This is a genomic window from Bradyrhizobium centrosematis, assembly GCF_045571495.1.
Classification (GTDB): domain Bacteria; phylum Pseudomonadota; class Alphaproteobacteria; order Rhizobiales; family Xanthobacteraceae; genus Bradyrhizobium; species Bradyrhizobium centrosematis.
This window is the reverse complement of record NZ_CP120703.1, coordinates 6,708,558-6,728,339: the sequence shown is the minus strand read 5'-3', so window position 1 is coordinate 6,728,339 and position 19,782 is coordinate 6,708,558. Positions and strand designations below refer to the sequence as shown.

Annotated in this window: 17 protein-coding genes; 9 read left to right on the top strand and 8 right to left on the bottom strand. The window is 65.0% G+C overall.

Translation table 11 applies throughout. The annotated features are described in order from the left end of the window. The first annotated feature begins 4 nt into the window (after positions 1-4). Together ftsH and P6U31_RS31715 are read left to right on the top strand one after the other, a co-directional pair. Complete coding sequence (gene ftsH / locus P6U31_RS31720; RefSeq protein WP_008546307.1) at positions 5-1,930, top strand: ATP-dependent zinc metalloprotease FtsH; 1,926 nt, start codon at positions 5-7, stop codon at positions 1,928-1,930. A gap of 12 nt (positions 1,931-1,942) precedes the next feature. Beyond that, positions 1,943-2,362, top strand: coding sequence for a DUF3052 domain-containing protein (locus tag P6U31_RS31715; RefSeq protein WP_407185571.1), 420 nt, complete (start codon positions 1,943-1,945; stop codon positions 2,360-2,362). A gap of 87 nt (positions 2,363-2,449) precedes the next feature. On the opposite strand, the gene P6U31_RS31710 is transcribed toward P6U31_RS31715, so the two are convergent. Continuing rightward, positions 2,450-3,316 carry an alpha/beta fold hydrolase gene (locus tag P6U31_RS31710; RefSeq protein ID WP_407185570.1) on the bottom strand — a complete coding sequence of 289 codons (867 nt, stop codon included), beginning with the start codon at positions 3,314-3,316 and terminating at the stop codon, positions 2,450-2,452. A gap of 300 nt (positions 3,317-3,616) precedes the next feature. On the opposite strand from P6U31_RS31710, the gene P6U31_RS31705 reads away from it, so the two are divergent. After that, entirely contained in the window at positions 3,617-5,062 is a 1,446-nt protein-coding gene (locus tag P6U31_RS31705) for a hypothetical protein (RefSeq protein WP_407185569.1), read from the top strand. Position 5,063: 1 nt separating this feature from the next. Here the strand turns inward: P6U31_RS31705 and P6U31_RS31700 are convergent, their stop codons facing one another. From P6U31_RS31700 to P6U31_RS31685, 4 genes are all read right to left on the bottom strand, one after another. Then, entirely contained in the window at positions 5,064-5,759 is a 696-nt protein-coding gene (locus P6U31_RS31700) for a class I SAM-dependent methyltransferase (RefSeq protein WP_407185568.1), read from the bottom strand. Next, on the bottom strand, positions 5,756-6,751 hold the full coding sequence (locus P6U31_RS31695; RefSeq protein WP_407185567.1) for a glycosyltransferase family 2 protein: 996 nt from the start codon (positions 6,749-6,751) through the stop codon (positions 5,756-5,758). Before P6U31_RS31695 ends, P6U31_RS31700 begins: the two co-directional genes overlap by 4 nt. Positions 6,752-6,907: 156 nt before the next feature. Next, positions 6,908-8,470, bottom strand: a complete 1,563-nt coding sequence (locus P6U31_RS31690; protein ID WP_407185566.1) for a hypothetical protein — start codon at positions 8,468-8,470, stop codon at positions 6,908-6,910. 102 nt (positions 8,471-8,572) lie between these two features. Beyond that, complete coding sequence (locus P6U31_RS31685) at positions 8,573-10,063, bottom strand: hypothetical protein (protein WP_407185565.1); 1,491 nt, start codon at positions 10,061-10,063, stop codon at positions 8,573-8,575. A gap of 412 nt (positions 10,064-10,475) precedes the next feature. Between P6U31_RS31685 and P6U31_RS31680 the strand changes: the two genes are divergently transcribed. From P6U31_RS31680 to P6U31_RS31670, 3 genes are all read left to right on the top strand, one after another. Further along, the gene (locus tag P6U31_RS31680) at positions 10,476-10,640 is read left to right on the top strand and encodes a Flp family type IVb pilin (protein ID WP_407185564.1); all 165 of its coding nucleotides are present in this window, start codon (positions 10,476-10,478) and stop codon (positions 10,638-10,640) included. A 169-nt stretch (positions 10,641-10,809) separates the two neighbouring features. Continuing rightward, entirely contained in the window at positions 10,810-12,039 is a 1,230-nt protein-coding gene (locus tag P6U31_RS31675) for a glycosyltransferase family 87 protein (protein WP_407185563.1), read from the top strand. Between the two features lie 271 nt (positions 12,040-12,310). Continuing rightward, positions 12,311-12,991 (top strand): helix-turn-helix domain-containing protein, encoded by a 681-nt coding sequence (locus P6U31_RS31670; protein WP_407185562.1) that lies wholly within the window; start codon positions 12,311-12,313, stop codon positions 12,989-12,991. 149 nt (positions 12,992-13,140) lie between these two features. Here P6U31_RS31670 and pyk read toward each other — a convergent pair whose 3' ends face one another. Next, entirely contained in the window at positions 13,141-14,577 is a 1,437-nt protein-coding gene (pyk, locus tag P6U31_RS31665; protein ID WP_407185561.1) for a pyruvate kinase, read from the bottom strand. Next, the gene (locus P6U31_RS31660; protein WP_128927831.1) at positions 14,574-15,170 is read right to left on the bottom strand and encodes a DUF1036 domain-containing protein; all 597 of its coding nucleotides are present in this window, start codon (positions 15,168-15,170) and stop codon (positions 14,574-14,576) included. Before P6U31_RS31660 ends, pyk begins: the two co-directional genes overlap by 4 nt. A gap of 176 nt (positions 15,171-15,346) precedes the next feature. Here P6U31_RS31660 and P6U31_RS31655 point away from each other — a divergent pair, with 176 nt between their 5' ends. The 3 genes from P6U31_RS31655 to P6U31_RS31645 all read left to right on the top strand — a co-directional run bounded on the left by P6U31_RS31655 (position 15,347) and on the right by P6U31_RS31645 (position 18,010). Continuing rightward, entirely contained in the window at positions 15,347-15,652 is a 306-nt protein-coding gene (locus P6U31_RS31655) for a DUF1244 domain-containing protein (RefSeq protein ID WP_407185560.1), read from the top strand. 234 nt (positions 15,653-15,886) lie between these two features. Beyond that, a complete protein-coding gene (locus tag P6U31_RS31650) occupies positions 15,887-16,159 on the top strand; it encodes a DUF2312 domain-containing protein (protein ID WP_008546273.1) in 273 nt (90 codons plus the stop codon). Positions 16,160-16,246: 87 nt separating this feature from the next. Further along, a complete protein-coding gene (locus tag P6U31_RS31645; RefSeq protein WP_407185559.1) occupies positions 16,247-18,010 on the top strand; it encodes an adenylate/guanylate cyclase domain-containing protein in 1,764 nt (587 codons plus the stop codon). Between the two features lie 48 nt (positions 18,011-18,058). Here P6U31_RS31645 and P6U31_RS31640 read toward each other — a convergent pair whose 3' ends face one another. After that, on the bottom strand, positions 18,059-19,660 hold the full coding sequence (locus tag P6U31_RS31640; RefSeq protein WP_407185558.1) for a DUF882 domain-containing protein: 1,602 nt from the start codon (positions 19,658-19,660) through the stop codon (positions 18,059-18,061). Positions 19,661-19,782 lie beyond the last annotated feature (122 nt).

The window sequence follows — 19,782 nt, the reverse complement described above, 5'->3', positions numbered from 1 at the left end:
ATCGATGAACGCCAATCTGCGCAATTTCGCCCTCTGGGTCATCATTGTCTTGCTGCTGTTGGCGTTGTTCACGCTCTTCCAGAATCCGGGTCAACGGGCCTCCTCGCAGGACATCGCCTTCTCGCAGCTGCTGAGCGAGGTTGACCGTGGCAATGTGCGCGACGTCGTCATCCAGGGCCCGGACATCCACGGCACCTTCACCAACGGCTCCAGCTTCCAGACCTACGCGCCGAACGACCCGACGCTGGTGAAGCGCCTGTATGACAGCAAGGTGCAGATCACCGCGAAGCCTCCGGGCGACAACGTGCCGTGGTTCGTCTCGTTGCTGGTCTCCTGGCTGCCGTTCATCGCCCTGATCGGCGTCTGGATCTTCCTGTCGCGGCAGATGCAGGGCGGCGCCGGCAAGGCGATGGGCTTTGGCAAGTCGCGCGCCAAAATGCTGACCGAGGCGCATGGCCGCGTCACCTTCGAGGACGTCGCCGGCGTCGACGAAGCCAAGCAGGACCTGCAGGAGATCGTCGAATTCCTGCGCGACCCCGGCAAATTCCAGCGCCTCGGCGGCCGCATTCCGCGCGGCGTGTTGCTGGTCGGCCCGCCCGGCACGGGTAAGACCCTGATCGCGCGCGCGGTCGCGGGCGAAGCCAACGTGCCGTTCTTCACCATTTCGGGTTCGGACTTCGTCGAGATGTTCGTCGGCGTCGGCGCCAGCCGCGTCCGCGACATGTTCGAGCAGGCCAAGAAGAACGCGCCCTGCATCATCTTCATCGACGAAATCGACGCTGTCGGTCGTCATCGCGGCGCCGGCCTCGGCGGCGGCAATGACGAGCGCGAGCAGACGCTGAATCAGTTGCTGGTCGAGATGGACGGCTTCGAGGCGAACGAGGGCGTGATCCTGATCGCCGCGACCAACCGCCCCGACGTGCTCGACCCCGCGCTGCTGCGTCCGGGCCGCTTCGACCGCCAGGTCGTGGTGCCCAATCCCGACGTCGTCGGCCGCGAGCAGATCCTCAAGGTCCACGTCCGCAAGGTGCCGCTGGCGCCCGATATCAACCTCAAGACCATCGCGCGCGGCACGCCGGGCTTCTCCGGCGCCGACCTGATGAACCTCGTCAACGAGGCTGCGCTGACCGCCGCCCGTCGCAACAAGAGGATGGTGACGCAGGCCGAGTTCGAGGAAGCCAAGGACAAGGTGATGATGGGCGCCGAGCGCAAGTCGCTCGTCATGACCGAGGAAGAGAAGCTGCTCACGGCCTATCACGAGGGCGGTCACGCCATCGTCGGCCTCAACGTGCCCGCGACCGATCCGATCCACAAGGCAACCATCATTCCGCGCGGCCGTGCACTCGGCATGGTCATGCAGCTGCCCGAGCGCGACAAGTTGTCGATGTCGCTGGAGCAGATGACCTCGCGTCTCGCGATCATGATGGGCGGCCGCGTTGCCGAAGAGCTGATCTTCGGCCGCGAGAAGGTCACCTCGGGCGCCGCCTCCGACATCGAGCAGGCGACGCGCCTTGCCCGCATGATGGTGACGCGCTGGGGCCTGTCGGAAGAGCTCGGCACGGTCTCCTACGGCGAGAACCAGGACGAGGTGTTCCTGGGCATGTCGGTGTCGCGGACGCAGAACGCCTCCGAGGCGACGGTCCAGAAGATCGATTCCGAGATCAAGCGTCTGGTCGAGGAGGGCTACAAGGAGGCCACCCGCATCCTCACCGAGAAGCACGCCGATCTCGAAGCCTTGGCAAAGGGCCTGCTCGAGTTCGAAACGCTGACCGGCGACGAGATCGTCGACCTGCTCAAGGGCAAGAAGCCGAACCGCGAATCCGTGCTCGAGCCGACCACGCCGCGCGCCTCCGCCGTGCCCCCCGCCGGCAAGTCGCCGCGTCCGCGGCCCGATGCGGATCCCGGCCTGGAGCCGCAGCCGCAGGCGTGAGTCCTGCGGGCCATGGCCGGCTATTCCGGCAAACCGTTAGTGCAAAAGCTCGGCATCAAGCCGGGCTTTTGTATTTTTGTGGACGGTCTGTCCGTTGCCTATGGCGACATCGTCGGTGCATTGCCTGATGATGTGATGATCGCAAAGACTGCCAAGGCCCCGCTCGACCTGGTGCATGTCTTCACGACCGAAGCGAAGGGTTTCGCCGCCAAGCTTCGCAGCTATCGGAAGCTGATCGCCCCCGACGGCATGATCTGGGCGTCATGGCCCAAGAAGGCCTCCGGCGTCGCAACCGACGTGACGGAAACGCTGGTGCGCGAGACCGCACTCGCCAACGGCCTCGTCGACATCAAGGTCTGCGCCGTCGACGACGTCTGGTCCGGCCTCAAGCTGGTGATCCCCGTGAAGGACCGCGCGAAGGTCGCGAAATAGCCCCCGGCGGGATTGGAAGCGCGAGCCGTTGCCACGGCCTCCGTCATTGCGAGCGCATGTCTCGGCATTCCCCTTCGCGGAGTTTTGCTATTTCGCCGCAGTGTCTGGCGCATCCCGCCGCTCGAGAAAATGCAGCACATCCTGATTGAACTGCTCCGGGTCCTGCAGGAACGAGAAGTGGCTGACCTCCGGCTGGATCAGCAGGCCGGCGCCCGGAATGTTCGCGGCCATGAATTCGGTGTTCTCGCGCTTGATCGCCTCGTCGTGATCGCCATCCACGATCCAGGTCGGCACCTTGATCGCAGCGAGATCTGACGCTGTCCATTTCGGCTGGCTCTCCCACATCTTGGTGATCTCGTCGACGAAGCTCTTGTACTGCGTCGGCGTCGGCGAGAGACGCTTGTACTCTTCGCCCGCCCGCGCGATGTAGGCGTTGAAGACCTCGCTCGAGGCGATGTCCGCAACGCCCGACGGGTCCGAGTTCGCCGCGAAGGCGAACAGCCTGCTCACCCGCTCCGGATGCTTCATGGCGATGTCGAGGCCGATGATCGCACCGTCGCTCCAGCCGACGATCGCGGCCTTCTTGATCTTGAGATGATCGAGCAGCCCGATCACGTCCGATCCCATCAAACCGTAGCCATACGGCTCCTGATTGCGGCTGCTGCGGCCATGGCCGCGGCTCTCCATGACGATGACCCGATAGTGCCGTTGCAGCGCGCGGACCTGGTGGCCCCAGTAGTTGGCATTGGCCAAGCCGCCATGCAGCAACAGGACGGGCTGGCCGCGGCCGAACACCGCGTACCAGACCTTGATGCCGTTGACGGGCGCGAAGCCGCTCTGTGCCGCCTTGGGCAAGGTTGGCGTCGGCGGCAGGCTGAGCCATTGCGGCGCTGCGTGCGCCGTCGTGACCGAGACCGTGATGAGAAGTGCGATGAAGAGATTGCGAAGCAGCATGACGCCTCCCTTGTCGGCCATCGGATGATACCGCATGACTGAACGGGCGCGTCAGCTCCCAAGACGGTCCGCACCGAGACGTGAACGCAGCCTGCGATCGCGCCGGCGACAACCCCAACCGAGATGGGCATTTGAAGGCGCGGTGCGCTCTCTCAGTTGCGCACGCGCCGGGCCTGTTCAGCCGGGTTTCGATACGGCTTCAAACCCGCTCGAGATAATCTGGAGCCGCCGGCCCGTCTTGGGGCGAAGGCGGGAAACATTAAAGAAGAACTTAACGCTTGCGGCCTACTTTGGCCCGCCATGACTGACCAGGTCGTCCACAGCGCGGTTCAACCGTTTTCGGCACGTGCAGTGCTGCCTTGGGCGGTGGGCGTTTGCGTCTATGCCGTGTTGCTGCTCGTCGGGCCTCGGCTGCTCGGCGATCCCGACAGCTATTCTCACATCGAGGTCGGGCGCTGGATCATCGCGCATCGCACCCTGCCGGCGAGCGATCCGTTCTCCTTTTCGATGCACGGTGCGCCCTGGATCACCTTCGAATGGCTGTCCGAAGTGATCTACGCCGGCGTCTACGCGCTGTCCGGCTGGCCCGGTGTCGTCGTCATCGCAGCGGCGGCGATAGCGCTCGCCTTTGGCCTGCTGACGTTCTTCCTGTTGCGCGAGCTTTCGCCAACCCTGACGCTGCTCATGGTGATGGCGGCCGTCGTCTTGCTGGCGCCGCATATGCTGGCGCGGCCGCATGTCCTCGTGCTGCCGCTGATGGTGACCTGGGCGGCTGCGCTGGTTCGCTGCATGGATCGTGGCGGGCCTCCGCCATATTGGGCCCTGCCGCTCTTGGTGCTGTGGACCAACCTGCACGGCAGCGTCGTGCTGGCGCTGGGGCTGATTGGCCCGGCGGTGCTCGAGGCATTGTTGCGCGAGGGGCGCAGCGAATGGCCGCGCGTGCTCTTGCGGTGGCTCCCATTCGCGGCACTTGCCCTGGTGGCATCCTGCCTGACGCCGCACGGACCGGAACCGCTGCTGATGCCGCTGACGACGCTCGGCCTTGGCTCCGCGCTCGCCTGGATCGCGGAATGGCGGCCGCAGGATTTCAGCCATGTCGGCGGCTTCGAGTTGCTGCTGCTGGGGAGCATCTTCGCGCTCGCGCGCGGCGTCACGCTCCCGGTCGTGCGCGCCCTGGTGGTGATCGGCTTGCTCCATTTCGCGCTGGCGCAAATCCGCAATGCGGATCTGCTGGCCATGCTGGCGCCGCTCTATCTGGCGGCTCCGCTGGGCCGGCGGTTCGGCGGACCGGCCGCGGATGATGCTTCCATCTCGCCGCGCAGCCTCAATCTGGCTGGGCTCGGCGTGTTGATCGCGATGAGCGGGGCGGCCATCGCGCGTGACGTCAGGCCGGCTCCGTTCATCACCCCTCAAGCTGCCATCGCCGAAGCCAACCTCGCCAAGGCCGGCCCTGTGCTCAACGATTATTCCTTCGGCGGCTATCTGATCTTTGCCGGCATTCCCACCTTTATCGATGGGCGCGGCGAACTGTACGGGGGACCGTTCATCAACCGCTACAATCGTGCACTGGCGCTGATCGACCTGGAAGACCTTCTCAAGCTGCTCGACGACTACAAGATCGGCGCGACGCTGCTCGCACCGAGCACACCGGCGGTGGCGATGCTCGACCGGCTGCCCCAATGGCAGCGCGTCTACAGCGACGAAGTGGCGGTTGTGCACAAGCGGCGGGATACGCCGCAAAGATAGCTCAAGCGGTTCCGAAGGCGGCGTATTGGCTTCCGAGCCACACCCCGCTCAGGACCTGTTCGAGGCGCCGCGCCGGCTTGGTGTCCCAGGGAAGCAGCATGAAATGCCGCGCGCCGATCTCGCGCAGGCCGCCGGCCACCATCAACTTCCGTGTCGTGCCGGCGCCGAGCAGGACCGCGTCCCGGTCGAACTCGCAGCGCGCAACGGCAAGGCGGGTCAGCGGGTTGTAGGGATTGTGCTCGATCACGCAGACGAGTCCCCCGGGACGCGTCACGCGGCGCATCTCGGCGATGAAACGCGCCCATTCGGCCGGCACGACATGGTGCATCACGCAGATGGCCGTGACCATATCGAAGCTGGCATCGTCGAACGGAAAAGTGCGTCCGTCGAACTCGCGGTAGTCGACCGCAGCGTTGTGAGCGCGCGCCTGCGCCAGGCTCGCCGACGACACGTCGATGCCGCTCAGGCGGCCGACCATGCCATGCAGCAGCGGATGAAGGCTGCCGACGCCGCAGCCGACGTCCAGCATGTCCGGCTTCTCCGCGCCGAGCCGCTGCGCGATCAGATCGCCCAGCAGATCGGCCTTCGCGCGCATGAAGAAATCATACGGCAAGCCCGAGAAGTCGATCGAGGATTGGACCACATCACGGTAGGTGTCGTGATAGCCATCGAACAGTTCGGTCGTGCGCTCGGTCATTCGTTGACCGCGTGGATCGCTGGTGTCGAGGCCGCCTCGCCGCGATCGAAGCCGACGCGTGTCTGCACCACGTAGAGCGGCCGGCGTTTCACCTCGGCGTGGATGCGGCCGACATACAGTCCCACGATGCCCGTCATCAGCATGTTGATTCCGCACAGCAGCGACACGACGACGATCGTCGAGGACCAGCCGGTCACGAGATGGCTGTCCTTGCTGAGCCACAACAGCACCACCCAGCCGCCGTAGAGCAGCGCGAGCCCGGAGACAGTCAATCCGCACCAGATCGCAAGCCGCAAGGGCAGATCGGAAAAGCCGAGCGCGGCGTTCACCGCCAGCCGGACCATCTTGAACAGCGGATATTTGGTTTCACCCGCGGCCCGCTCGAGACGGTGGAAGGCGACCTCGGCCTGGCGGAAGCCGAGCCAGGCGATCATGCCACGCACGAAGCGATCCTGCTCCGGCATCTGCCGGAGGGCATCGAGCACCTTGCGATCGATCAGGCGGAAGTCGCCGACATCGGCGGGGATGCCGACCGAGGACATCCTGCCGAGGAGCCGGTAGAACAGATGTGCGGTCGCACGCTTGAAGCGGCTTTCGCCCTCGCGCGACAGGCGGCGGGCGTGGACGATGTCGTTGCCTTCCTTCCACTTCGCGATCAATTGCTCGATCACTTCGGGTGGATCCTGCAGATCGGCATCCATGACGATGACCGCGTCACCTTGCGCGGCGTCCATGCCGGCGGTGATCGCGATCTGATGGCCGAAATTTCGCGACAGGCCGATATAGCGAAAGCGCTCGTCGCGCGCGGCAAGCGCCCGCAGCACGATCGAGCTGGAATCGCGGCTGCCGTCGTCCACGAAGATCGCTTCTGCCGGCCCGTCGAGCTTGGACATGACCTGATCGAGCCGGCGCAGCAGGACCGGCAGCACGGCTTCCTCGTTGAACACGGGAATGACGAGGCTGTAGCGGATCGATCTGGAACTGGCCGCCATGCGAAGGATTCCGACTGGGTTGCAGGGGCGGAAGTCTAAGAGCCGTTGGTTAAGGTCGCCTTGCCGCAACAATTAAGGGTATAGGACCCCAGGTATTGAAGGAGGGCCGAGAGGTGAAGTCCGGTTAACCACGCTCGCGCAGCGGGTGGTGTCGGTCTAGGATCTGCGGCGGATCCTGTAGAGAACAAATCGTTTGGAGGTCTCCAGCACCTCCAGCAAATCGGGCAGCGGATTCGCGGCCGAAGGTCCCAGCATATAGAGGTAGTCGAAATCCCAGTCCCAGCTGCGGACGTATGTCGGAACGTCCGCCGTCGGCTGGCCTGTCGCGACCGCGGCAAGGAGGCCTAACGGCACCGGGCCCCCATAGGGAATGGCAATCTTGCGCACGGCCTCTCGCGGCCGCACCGGCTGCTTGCCCGTTTCCGTGAACAGGTTTGGCACGAATGCGTTGGCATAGTGCACGGCCAGCGTCGGCGCATAGAACATCGGATACGAGGCGAGGTCGGCGAAGGGCGGATCTCCATTGTTGTCGGTGCTGCCGACCAGAACGCGTGAGCCGCGATCGATCTTCTGGAACGAGGCGATCATCGCCGCATAGTCGGCGCGGTAAGGCAGCCACACCGAGAGGACGACGGCGACATTGAGCAATATGATTCCGCTGATCGCAGCGAGCGCAGCCATTCTCCATGCACGGCTCGGCAAAGACAGCGAGCAGAAGGCCGGCAGGATCACGGCCGCGGCTGGTATCACGCGCAGATCGACGAACGCGGTTCCGAACAGCTTCGACGGAATGACGAGGTAGAGAAGTGCAAAGCCGAACGCCAGCCAGATCCCGGCCGGCTCGAGCCTGAGGACGCCGCGCCTTGCGCCGAAGAACAGCGAGATCGCGAGCGCCAGGCCGGTGGCTGCCGCGACCGTCAGGCTGTAGCCGTTCATGATACGGAGCGGCCAGACCGGCTTGAATGCGAGGAACCAGCTCGTCCCTTCGCTGCCGATCGCGCCCGCAGTCATGCGCATGATCCCAAACAGCACAAGTGCCGGCAGAGCCAACGCGCCAAGCCGCGCGGCCGCGACGGGGTACGCCACGCGCTTGTGGCGGAGGCGCCAAAGCTCGTAGAGGCCGAGAGTCGCGCCGTAAATCCCGAGCGAAAAGAAATGCGCCACATACAGCCCAGCGACGAAGATCAGATTGGCGACGAAACGCAGCGGCCATGGGCCTTCGGCCAGCATCAGATAGACGGCGATACCCCAGATCGCGAGGCCCAGCCCGAACTCGAAATTCACGAAGCCCCAGCTGAACGGCAGACAATAGAGGAAGGCGAGCGCCGCGAAGCCGGCAAGATGAATCCGTCCCTTGCGCCCCCATTCCAGCAGCAGCGCGCCGGTGACGATCAGCACCTGGCTGAGCAGCAGAAACAGCCGTGTGGCGCTCTCGACGCCCATCAGCCGCGCCATCTGCGGGACCAGCAGATCCATTCCAAGGTTGGGATAGAATGCCCAGGCCACCTCGTAATTCGGATTGGCATCGGGGGTGCCGCTTTGGCTCAGGATGTACATACGGGCGAGGTGATTGGGATAATCGACCATCGCAGGAATGGGGGTCAGCAGCACGGGAAGAAACGAGACGGCCGCCAGCACTGCAAGAACGGCAATGGCCACGGATCGGTCCGAGCCGAGACGCGTCGGGATGGTCGAGGTCGGCCTGTCGGAAGGAGCCATGTCGCGGGATCGCTGAGGTTTGAGCGGGGTGTAGCAGGTCGCGTCGGCTGCGGATTTGGAAGGGTGTCTCACGGCGACGAACAGGCGTCCTGAACCAGGGTTTCACTTCGAAGGCGTCGCGGCGGCACTGTCCGCATGGTCCCGCACATGGATCACGGCGACGTCGTCCGCATAGATCCGCTTCCAGCCCTTGAGCTGGTCGAGGATCTGCGGGCCTGGTGCATCGGCACCCAGAAGCGTTGCGTCGATCCTGTACGCGTCGAGCAGGCGCGGCAGCAGCTCGGGCTTCTTGCCTTCGGTGGCCTTGAAGAAATCCATGACGAATTTCTCGCCGTAGAGTTCGGCGCGGCCGTCGATGAAGACCGGAATATCGCGGGAGATCAGATAGCCGCCGAACTGGTAGGCGTTGAAGATGCGCTGGGCCTTGCGTTGCTCGAGCAGGTCGACCGCCGCAACCGGTGTATGCGTCATCGTGAAGGCGAAGCGGTGGTGTCCCATGTAAAGCGACGTCGAGGTCCAGCTTGCCGCCACGATCATCAGCGCGCCTGCTGCCGTGACATAGCGGGCCGGCCAGCGGTCCGCCTCTCCAGCGTCAGCCGGCGGGCGCGGGAACATCTCGCCGAGCGGCTTTGCCAGCACCAGCGGCACCAGGAATGCAAATGCCTCGATGCTCCTGACATGGGTCAGCGCGCTCCAGGTCAGGAACAGGATCAGGAAGATCCGGGGTGCCGACAGCACAAGCCCGCGATAATAGCCGAATGCGATCAGGCCGAGCAGGGCGCCTTCGAACGCGGTGAACGTGGCGAAGTTCGCCGGCATCCATTCCATGATCAGCGACAGCAGCTCGCCAAGGCCGAGGATGCTGGTGGCGGCCTGCAGCGTCCGCCAGCCGTAAGGCGTGCAGCAGCTCGCGATCAGCGCGCCGATTCCGAACAGCACCCAGCGCAGGAACAGTTGAAGCCGTCGCCCCTTCTCGGCATGCTCGACGGCCTCGAGCGCGATCGGGCCGACCAGCGCCAGGCCGAGCACGAAACCGCCATGCAAATTGGCCCAGAGCGCCATCAGCGGCAGCCAGGTCCAGGACGGCGCGCTCCGGCGGTCGGCGGCGGCCATCAAGAGGCCGGCCCACGCCACCATGACGGGCAGTGCCAGGACATGCGGGCGCGCCAGCACGTGGTGGCTCGACAGCAGCAGCGCCAGCATCGCGAACAGCACGGCGCGTGACGGCCCGATCTGCGCATCGAGCAGATGGACGAAGATCGCGACGGTGAGCGCGACGCCGACCGCGGTGAGGATGACGGGACCTGCCCAGTCCCATTGCGCATGGGAGAAGGCGAACAGCACCTGCGACAGCCACGACGTCGAGATCCACGGCGAGCCCGTTCGCGTGAAGGAATAGAGATCGATGGTGGGCATGGCGCGGTGATCGAGGATCCATTGCCCGATCTTGATCTGCCAGAACGAGTCGGAATCCTGTAGCCGGGTGTCCCCGAGGTAGAGGAAGAACAGATAGGCGCCGGCCCCGGCGCACAGCGGCACCAGGGCCCTCGCGCGGCTCTGTGCCGCGACGCCGTTGGCAAAGGAAAGGGACATGCCGCCTCGTCGTCCTATCGTTCTTGATGTTCGAGCATGATCCAGACGAGAAGGCCGCGTTTGCGCAGACCGCGTGGCGCTCTGCCGATAAGATCATGCTCGAGCAACACCTGAAGTGCGATGAACGATTCATCTCATCGCCTCAGTCCGAGCCGGCGGCATTGGAGCACGCCGGTCATAACTTCGAGTAAACCGGCGGCGCCCTGCCAGGCTCATGTCCCGACAATTTAACGGACTGTTTTAGATTTCAGTTTACCATCGGCGAATACACGCAAACCGCTCGATGTTTACGCAGGCGAATTAACTGCGGCGCAATTCTTTGTCCCTAGGTTCGGTTCCATGGTCGGGCGGCGCTGGGAAGCCGAAGAGACCAGATCAGTTGTAAGCCTCGTGTACTCATTTGGAGCACTCTATGAAGAACCTCGTTGCGCGTTTCGTGAAGGATGAATCCGGCGCCACCGCCATTGAATACGGCCTGATCGCTGCCGGCATCGCGCTGGCGATCATCACCGTCGTCAACAACCTCGGCTCTACGCTGAACAGCAAGTTCAGCGCGATCTCGAGCAGCCTGAAGTAAGGCTGGACGGATCAACGGATCTGCGAAGAGCCCCGTCATCGACGGGGCTCTTTTGCTTTGTCCGGTGCATCGCCGCGGGGCATTCGACCATCGGGCTTAAGCCTCCTTCAAGCCACTCGGATGTATGGTTTGATCGCATCTGTCGTCGTCTCGCGTCAAAGGAAGCCGCATGGCCGAAGCCTCGCCCGTCCCGCCTGCCATTGGTCGTCACGGCGCACTCCCTGCGACGCTCCTCAACATCTCCTTCGTGTTGGCGGTCGTCACGCTGGCGTATTTCCCGACGGCCTATCTCACCCATCAGTGGATCTTTGACGCCGACGGACGCGGCATTCCGACCGACTTCGTCAACGTCTGGGCGGCCGGAAAGCTGGCGCTCGAGGGGCATCCCGCGCAGGCCTGGGACTGGGACATTCAGAAGCAGGTCGAGCTTGCGCTGCTCAAGCAGGATTTTGTCGGCCATTTCGCCTGGCACTATCCGCCCCCCTTCCTGTTTGTCGCCTCGTTCCTCGCGCAGTTTCCCTATGCGGTGGCTTTCATCGGCTGGGCTGCGTTCAGCATGGTGCCCTATCTCGCCGTGATGCGCGCAATCATCGGGCGCAATGCGGGCCTGGTGATTGCAGTTGGATTTCCGGCCGCCTTCCTCAACATCCTGGTCGGGCAGAACGGTTTCCTGACGGCATCGCTGATCGGCGGGATGCTCTATCTGATGCCGAAACGGCCGGTGCTGGCCGGAATCTGTCTCGGCCTGCTGAGCTACAAGCCGCAATACGGACTCCTGTTTCCGCTGGTTCTGCTCGCCGCCGCCGAATGGACCGTGCTTTTCACCGCCGCGATCGTCACCGCTGCGATCGCTGCGCTATCCTGGTTCGCCTTCGGCATTGAAAGCTGGCAGGCGTTCTTCCACTGGATCCCGATGTTCTCGCAGGCCTTCCTGACCGAAGGTAGGGCACCCTGGTTCAAGATGCAGAGCATCTTCGCATTGGTGCGCTACGTCGGCGGCACCGAGCAGCTCGGATGGATATTCCAGTGGGTGTTGACGGCCGCGGTTGCCGTCGTGCTGGTGGTGATGTGGCGGAGCAGACTGCCTTACGCCCTGAAGGCGGCAATGCTTGCGGCGGCATCGCTGCTCACGACGCCCTATCTCTTCATGTATGATCTGGTCGTGCTGGGCATCGCGGTGGCCTTCCTCATCCGCGCCGGCCTCGATGACGGTTTCGCACGCCAGGAGGTGATGGCGCTGGCCCTCGTCTTCGCGCTGCTTGCGAGCTTCCTGTTTCTCGGACAACCGGTCGGCTTCCCGGCGATTCTCATCGTCTTCGCTCTGATCCTCGGCCGCTGCGCCGCCTGGCGGGCCGCCGAGGTCGCATCGGTCCAGCTCGCTGCAACGCGCGCGAATTAAGAAGCGGAAGCTTCCGGCCAGGAGCTGGGGCCGATCCGGTGCTTCTCACGGACAGCATTTCGGCTACTCTTGGCCGGCAGGTTCGATGGCGCGCGGGCTGCTAATCAGGGCCGGGCGCTCCAGTCCTGATCGCCGTGACGCTTCACGCATTTCCCATCTTGTCATCCTCCCTGAATAGTTGTTCAGTCCTTGTGGGGCGATTTGCATCTTTGACGTGACGAAGCGTTCGGCCGCAGGGCGTGCGGCAGGCGTGTGGGACAGGAAGCGCGCCATGGTTTATCGGCGGACGCATCAAGTGGTTAAGCGCCTTGCGGCGCGGCGCAGTGCTATACTGGCGGCGGCGCGGGAGACAGCGGCGGAAGGCGGGATGGCGGCGGTGCAGATCGCGCCGGTCGCGGTCCGGGCCAATGTCGCAGCCGGCACGGTCTACCGCTACTTCCCCTCCAAGGCCGAGCTGATCTCAGAACTCATTGCCGAGGTCTCCCGCGACGAGCTCGCGGCGATCCGAAGGGCGGCCGATGCCGCGCCGGGGCCGTCCTCGGCGCTGGCCGCGGCCGTGACGACGGTGGCTGTCCATACCCTGTCGCAGCGCCGGCTGGCCTGGGGCATCCTGGCCGAGCCCGTCGATGTCGATGTCAGCGCCTCCCGCCTTGCCAGCCGGCGCGAGATCGCGGGCGAGATCGCCTCCAGGATCGACGCTGCGGTGCGCGCCGGCCACCTCCCGGCGCAGGACACTGCGCTCGCCGCCACCGCCCTGCTCGGTGCGCTGCACGAGGCCCTGGTTGGCCCGCTCGCGCCCGACAATCTCGATGACCCCGTCAAGATGCGCGATGCGGTGCAGACCGTGACGCTGCTCGCGCTGCGCGCCGTCGGCGTCATGGACGCCCGTGCCCGTGGTCTGGTGGTGCAGCAGACGCTGCTGCCGACGACCAAGGCCTTGGTCGGCGCGTAAAATCGCCGCGCTCGCACGGTGGCGACCTGATCGCGCTCAGGCCTTTGCCTGGCCACGCCTTTTGGCAAAACCCCGGCACATTCGGCCAAGCGGCCGGCTACTGTGCATGGGGTTGTTTTTCGACTTTTGGTTTGGCCGCCCCGGCGGACCTACATGTCCGCGTCGCCCTCGGGGCCGACCGAAGCGATGCGCACCATGTTCGTGGTGCCGGGGATGCCGAGCGGCACGCCGGCGACGATGATCACGCGCTGGCCGGCGCGGACAAAACCGTCCCGGAATGCGATCTGGCCGGCGCGGCCGACCATGTCGTCCTGATCGCGGGCATCCTCGGCCACCACGCAGTGCACGCCCCAGACCACCGCGAGCCGCCGGCCGGCCGTGATGTTCGGCGTGATCGCCACGATCGGCGGCTTCGGCCGCTCGCGCGCCACGCGCACCGCGGTCGAGCCCGATGAGGTCCAGCAGATCAGGGCGGGCAAATCGAGTGTCTCGGCGATCTGCCGTGCGGCGTCGGCGATGGCATCGCCCGCGGTGGATTCCGGCGCGGGACGCTGGGCCGTCACCACCGAGCGATAGGTCGGGTCGCGTTCGACCTCCTCGCCGATGCGGTTCATGGTCGAGACCGCCTCGACCGGGAATTTGCCGGCCGCCGATTCCGCCGACAGCATGATCGCGTCGGCGCCCTCATACACCGCGGTGGCGACGTCGGAGACCTCGGCGCGGGTCGGCACCGGCGACTGGATCATCGATTCCAGCATCTGCGTTGCGACCACCACCGGCTTGCCGGCACGGCGTGCCATCCGCGTCATCTGCTTCTGCAGGCTCGGCACGCGCTCCAGCGGCAGCTCGACGCCGAGATCGCCGCGCGCCACCATCAGCGCGTCGGAGGCCTCGATGATGTCGGCGAGGCGGTCGATCGCCTGCGGCTTCTCGATCTTGGCCATCACGGCGGCGCGGCCGCGGATCATCTTCTTGGCTTCGAGCACGTCGTCGGCGCGCTGCACGAAGGACAGCGCGATCCAGTCGACGCCGGTGACGAGGGCCGCCTCGAGGTCGGCGCGATCCTTCGGCGTCATCGCCGAGACCGGCAGGTCGGTGTCGGGCAGGCTGACGCCCTTGCGGTCGCTCATCTTGCCGCCGACCACGACACGTGTCACGGCGTGCTCTTTCGAGGTCTCCTCCGCGATCAGCCGGACCTTGCCATCGTCGAGCAGCAGCGCGTGGCCGGGCCTCAGCGCGGCCAGGATCTCCGGATGCGGCAGGTGGACGCGCGTGGCGTCGCCGGGCGCCTTGTTGGAATCGAGCGTGAAGGTCTGGCCGTTCTGGAGCTGGACCGAGCCTTCGGCGAAAGCGCCGAGCCGGAGCTTGGGGCCCTGCAGGTCGACCAGGATGCCGATCGGCCGGCCGTAGCTGCTCTCGACATTGCGAATCGTCGCCACCAGCTCCCGCATCTTGTCGTGCGGGGTATGGCTCATGTTGATGCGGAACAGGTCAGCGCCGGCTTCGAACAGGCGGCGGATCATCGCGAGATCTGAAGAGGCGGGTCCCAGGGTCGCGAGAATCTTGATACGGCGAAGACGCCTCATGGCTTACTTCCAGACGGGGGCGGGGCGGCGGCTGGCGGGAGGCCAGGCGCGGCGGGGGGCGTACCACCGGGCGGGCCATTGGGCAAACCCGGAACCCCGCCCGGACCGACAGGGCCGGGCAGGCCGGGTACGCGTTGCTGTGCCGGCTGTTCGTTGGCGTCGGTCAGCTGCACCGTCCACGCGCGCTGCTCGCCGGTGTCGACCTCGAAATAGCCGGTCCGGTCGTAGCCGCGCGCAAGGCAATCCTCGGTGCCGCGGATGGTGAACTCCTTGTCGCGCGAGCACATAAAGGCCTGCCCCGACCACTCGCCGCCGCGGTCGTAGTCGATCGCGTAGATGTAATAGTAGCGGGCGACCAGCGTTCCCCGCAGCAGGGTCTCGCAAGAGCGCGACGAGATGTTCCACCAGCCCTCGGTGGTCCAGCCCTCGGCGTCCTTGTAGCCGAGCGCAATGCCGACCCGGCTTGAGGTGTTATTGCAGAGGCGGAAATCGGCAGAGGCCGGGCTGGCGCAAAGGCACAGCAAGGCGACTACGAGCACCGGGACCAACCGAGCGAGCAGGCGAAGCGGGGAGTGGGGAGATTCGGCAATCATTGTCGCGGTAGCTATACCAGATCGTTGACGATTTGGCGTAGGGCCGGGAACTGCCCAGAAAGTGCCGGCAAGCCAGCTTCCAGCCCGTTTGCGCCGGGATATGGCAAAATCTGTGACAGCGCCCACCTGATCCCGTAAGGGTGACCTCAATCGGTTCAGGTCCAAGGGATACAGCCATGGCAATCGACGACAAAACCAGAACGGAGCTCGAGGCGGCCGCTTTCCGGCGTCTGATCGAACATCTGAAGACGCGGACGGACGTCCAGAACATCGACCTGATGAATCTGGCAGGCTTCTGCCGTAACTGCCTGTCCAACTGGCTCAAGGAAGCCGCCGACGCGCAAGGCGCGCCGTTGAGCAAGGACGAGAGCCGGGAGGCCGTCTACGGCATGCCCTATGAGACCTGGAAGTCGAAATACCAGGGCACGGCCACGCCCGAGCAACTTGAGACGATGAAGAAGGTCCATCCGCATAATCATTGAGTAATTTCGTTCCGTCATTTCGGGGCGATGCGAAGCATCGAACCCGGAATCTCGAGATTCCGGCTTCGCCCTCCGTACGCCCCGGAATGACGACGTCATCTCCTGTGGGCGCGCTGTGGACGAGCGCGATGCTGCCTTGAACGCGGTCGGCGCCAACCCTAAGGGTTTTAGCCAGCACGCGCGGTGAGGATGCCGGCGTCACCTCGTTTTGCCAGTTCTATTGGGAGTACCTAGATGGCCACCTCCGCCGCCGTCCGCGACGACGAGCCCGCGACGAAATTTGCCAAGGACCAGCTCAAATCCATCATCGAGCGCATCGAGCGGCTGGAGGAAGAGAAGAAGGCGATCTCCGACGACATCCGCGACGTCTATGCCGAGAGCAAGGGCAACGGCTACGACGTCAAGGCGCTGCGCACCATCGTCCGCCTGCGCAAGCAGGACCCCAACGAGCGCGCCGAGGCCGAGACGATTCTCGAGACCTACATGCAGGCGCTTGGGATGATCTGACGCCTGTCGCCCGATAGGGCGCTGCAGTGCACCAAGCTTGGGCGAAATCCCTTCATCTGCTAGAGTGCTCGGTGAAGGGACCGAGCGATGGATGTGCCGGGACCAGAGCGCAGGCTCGCCGCGGTTCTCGCCGCCGACATGGTCGGCTTCAGCCGGCTCATGGAGGTTGACGAGGCGGGTACCCTTGCGCGCCTCAAGACCCACCGGGTCGAGCTCATCGATCCCGCCATTGCCAAAAATCGCGGCAGCATCATCAAGACGACTGGTGATGGCATGCTCGCCGAGTTCCACAGCGTCGTCGACGCCGTGCTATGTGCCGCCGAGGTCCAGCGACGCATGGCTCGGCGTAATGCCGACGTCCCTCCGCCACGCTGGATACAATTCCGCATCGGCATCAATCTGGGCGACGTCATCGTCGATCAGAACGACATTTTCGGTGACGGCGTCAACGTCGCGGCGCGGCTGGAGGCGCTCGCCGAGCCTGGCGGAATCTGCGTTTCGGGCGCGGTGCGCGATCAAGTCGGCGACCGCCTGGACGGCGTTCAATTCGACGATCTCGGCGAGCAGAGCGTCAAGAACATCGCTCGCCCGATCCGCGTCTTCCGCGTCCGGTTGGCGGAAGGGCCTGCAAGCCTGCCCGAAGGCACGATGATTGTCGCATCGCCGGGTGTCTCAAAGAAGCCGTCCATCGCCGTGCTGCCCTTCGCCAACATGAGCGGCGATCCGGAGCAGGAGTTCTTCGCGGACGGCCTGACGGAAGACATCATCACCGAGCTCTCTCGCTTCCACGACCTGCTCGTCATCTCCCGAAATTCAACCTTCGTCTACAAGGGCAAGGCCGTAAAGGTCCAGGACATCGGCCGTGAGTTCGGGGTCGACTACGTCATTGAGGGCAGCGTACGGAAAGCCGGAGGCCGCGTCCGCGTCACCGTACAACTGATCGATGCGGAGACCGACCGCCATATCTGGGCCGAACGTTACGATCGCGAGCTCCAGGATATTTTCGCCATCCAGGACGAGATGACACGCGCGATCGTCGCGACGTTGCCTGGCCGCGTCGAAGCGGCAGCGCATGATCGCACCAAGCGCAAGCCGACCGAGAACATGCGGGCCTATGAATGCGTGCTGGCTGCAAAGCTGTTGCATCACCGTTCAACCCGCGAGGACAACGCGCAGGCGCAGATACTTCTCAACCGCGCGCTTGCAATGGATCCTAATTACGCTCACGCTCACGCCTGGAAGGCGTGTGTGCTCGGCCAGTGCTGGATCTATGGCTGGTGCGCCGACCGTGACGCGACCTTCGAGCAGGTGGCTTCTGAACTCGAGATCGCCTTGGCACTCGACGACAACGATGCGGATGTGCACCGGATCCTCGCCGCGCTCAATTTGACACGCCACGACTATGAAAAAGCGACCTATCATCAGGAGCGTGCGTTGGCGCTCAACCCGAACTACGATCTCGTCGTCGTGCAGCAGGGAGAACTCCTGACCTGGCTGGGCCTGCCCGAGGAGGGTATCGACTGGATCAGGAAGGCGATGCGCCTCAACCCTCATCATCCGGAGCGGTTCTGGAGCCATCTCGGTCGCGCGTATTATTGCGCCGAGAAATATGCGGAGGCTGCCGAGGCCTTCTCAAGGATCACGCGGCCCGACTACACCCATCATGCCTTCTTGGCAGCGATATTCGCGCAGATGAACAATGCTGTCGCGGCTGGCGCGCATGCCGCGGAGGTTCTGAAGCGCGAACCGGGGTTCTCGGTGTCGGCCTATCTTGCAACTCTGCACTACAAGCGCGAGCTCGATCGCGAGCGTCACAAAGCAGGACTCGACAGGGCTGGCCTGCCATCATGAGAGATACGCAATAAGAGGAGCGGGGCCGGATAGCTTTGCGGGCCGCCTTCAGCGGAGCGCGGCGGTCCGCACCACGAACGACGTCGTCTGGAGCTTTGCGGTGGCGCTGCCGGAGAAGGTGTCGCAGGACAGGCCCTGCATCGGATCGTCGACAAAACCCATCGCGATCACGGCGTGCGGCTTGACGAAATAGCCGCGCAGCGCCGCGGTATCGAGCTCGCCCATCAGCGTCACCGACATCGCACGGCTGGCGCTCGGCGACAGCATCACGATCTTGAGCCAGATGCTCTCGCTCTTGGCGGCGGAGAGGCGGGTCGCGGTCGCGACCAAGCCGTCGACGCTCTTGCCGACCACGGTGTTGATCTCGCTCGCCTGAGCGAGGTTGCGCGACGAGGCGGGGCGGGCGGAGCGCGGGATCGGTGCCGAGGCAGCGACGACATTGGCGCGGTCAACCGGGGAGGCGGCCGGCGCGAATGCCAGCGCCTGAAGGGCCGCGTTGGACACGCTCGCCGTTGGCTGCGGATCGGTGGCGGCTGCAAGGGCCTGGCGGGCTTTCAATGCGGCGACCTGAGCCGGCGTCGCCTGCTGCGGTGCGGCCGGGACATCATCCCAGAAGCCGCGGGCATTGATGATGTCGGCCGGGGTCTCGGGCTTGCCGGCTACAGGCTTCTCAGCCACCGGTGCGGGCTTCGTCTTGGGCGGCGCAGCGAGCTGCGCATCGGCCGATGCGAGCTGGATCGTGGTGGCGATCTGCGGCTTGGCGCGGGGCGTCGGCACCGGTTCAGCCGGCTTGGCTGCGGCTGCGACGACGGTCGGTGCCGCCGGCTTCGCGGCCGGCGCGGGCGCGCTCTCGTCATCCTCGTCGCTGGCGGCCGGAGCTGCCGACTTGCCCTTGAACAGCGCGGCGAAGAAATTCGGCTTGCTGCCGGAATCGTCGCCGCTGCCGCGTCGCTCGATCTCGGCCTTGGCGAGCTCATAGCCCTTCAGCGGCACGCCGTCGGTCGGCAGGTGCACTGTCTTGCCGTCCGGGAACACGCGGGCGAGCTGGTCATGCGTCATGCGCGGCCAGTGCCGGATGCTGCCGGTGTCCAGATGCACGAACGGCGAGCCTGAGGTCGGGTAGAAGCCGACGCCGCCGCGCTGCAGGCGCAGGCCGGCGAAGCGGATCTGCTCCAGCGGCACGCCCGGAATGTAGAAATCCATCGCATGTCCCAGCATGTGCTGGCTGAAGCGCGCCACCCCGGAGGAGCGGCGGCGGAGCATGGCGTTGGTGGCGGGAGAGCGGTAGGAGGAGATGATCTGGATCGGCTGCTTGCCGTCGACGTCGCGGTAGACTTCCCAGAGGATGTCGAACAGGCGACGGTCCATCACCGTCTCGTCCTGGGTGCGCCAGTCGCGCAGGAAATGGTTGAGCTGCTTCAGCGCCGCTTCGTCATAGCGGCCGTCGCGCTTGAAGGTGACGGTGAGGTCTTCGCCGGAATGGGTGTGGTGGAAGGAGAGCGTCTTGGTTTCGTTCAGCGCGGCGGCGTTATGAACCGAGCCCGCGCCAGCAAGCAGCAGGACGGCAGTGAGGCCGATCCGCGAACCGGCCTTCACTCCCGCATGGGACAACGACAGCACAGCGAATTGGCGTGCGAGACCAGTCAGCACGTATGAGCCCACCCAGTCGACGAGCGTTCAAAATGGACTCTCCCGCCAACCCCGTAGCGCGCGAAAGAGGATGAACGCTTTCTTAAAGCGAGAAGGTTAATTCGAGGTTGACCTTCCCGCCC

Excerpts from the sequence above, each read along its gene's own strand:
- ftsH (WP_008546307.1), top strand. The coding sequence starts at position 5 with ATGAACGCCAATCTGCGCAATTTCGCCCTCTGGGTCATCATTGTCTTG.
- P6U31_RS31715 (WP_407185571.1), top strand. The coding sequence starts at position 1,943 with ATGGCCGGCTATTCCGGCAAACCGTTAGTGCAAAAGCTCGGCATCAAG.
- P6U31_RS31710 (WP_407185570.1), bottom strand. The coding sequence starts at position 3,316 with ATGCTGCTTCGCAATCTCTTCATCGCACTTCTCATCACGGTCTCGGTC.
- P6U31_RS31705 (WP_407185569.1), top strand. The coding sequence starts at position 3,617 with ATGACTGACCAGGTCGTCCACAGCGCGGTTCAACCGTTTTCGGCACGT.
- P6U31_RS31700 (WP_407185568.1), bottom strand. The coding sequence starts at position 5,759 with ATGACCGAGCGCACGACCGAACTGTTCGATGGCTATCACGACACCTAC.
- P6U31_RS31695 (WP_407185567.1), bottom strand. The coding sequence starts at position 6,751 with ATGGCGGCCAGTTCCAGATCGATCCGCTACAGCCTCGTCATTCCCGTG.
- P6U31_RS31690 (WP_407185566.1), bottom strand. The coding sequence starts at position 8,470 with ATGGCTCCTTCCGACAGGCCGACCTCGACCATCCCGACGCGTCTCGGC.
- P6U31_RS31685 (WP_407185565.1), bottom strand. The coding sequence starts at position 10,063 with ATGTCCCTTTCCTTTGCCAACGGCGTCGCGGCACAGAGCCGCGCGAGG.
- P6U31_RS31680 (WP_407185564.1), top strand. The coding sequence starts at position 10,476 with ATGAAGAACCTCGTTGCGCGTTTCGTGAAGGATGAATCCGGCGCCACC.
- P6U31_RS31675 (WP_407185563.1), top strand. The coding sequence starts at position 10,810 with ATGGCCGAAGCCTCGCCCGTCCCGCCTGCCATTGGTCGTCACGGCGCA.
- P6U31_RS31670 (WP_407185562.1), top strand. The coding sequence starts at position 12,311 with ATGGTTTATCGGCGGACGCATCAAGTGGTTAAGCGCCTTGCGGCGCGG.
- pyk (WP_407185561.1), bottom strand. The coding sequence starts at position 14,577 with ATGAGGCGTCTTCGCCGTATCAAGATTCTCGCGACCCTGGGACCCGCC.
- P6U31_RS31660 (WP_128927831.1), bottom strand. The coding sequence starts at position 15,170 with ATGATTGCCGAATCTCCCCACTCCCCGCTTCGCCTGCTCGCTCGGTTG.
- P6U31_RS31655 (WP_407185560.1), top strand. The coding sequence starts at position 15,347 with ATGGCAATCGACGACAAAACCAGAACGGAGCTCGAGGCGGCCGCTTTC.
- P6U31_RS31650 (WP_008546273.1), top strand. The coding sequence starts at position 15,887 with ATGGCCACCTCCGCCGCCGTCCGCGACGACGAGCCCGCGACGAAATTT.
- P6U31_RS31645 (WP_407185559.1), top strand. The coding sequence starts at position 16,247 with ATGGATGTGCCGGGACCAGAGCGCAGGCTCGCCGCGGTTCTCGCCGCC.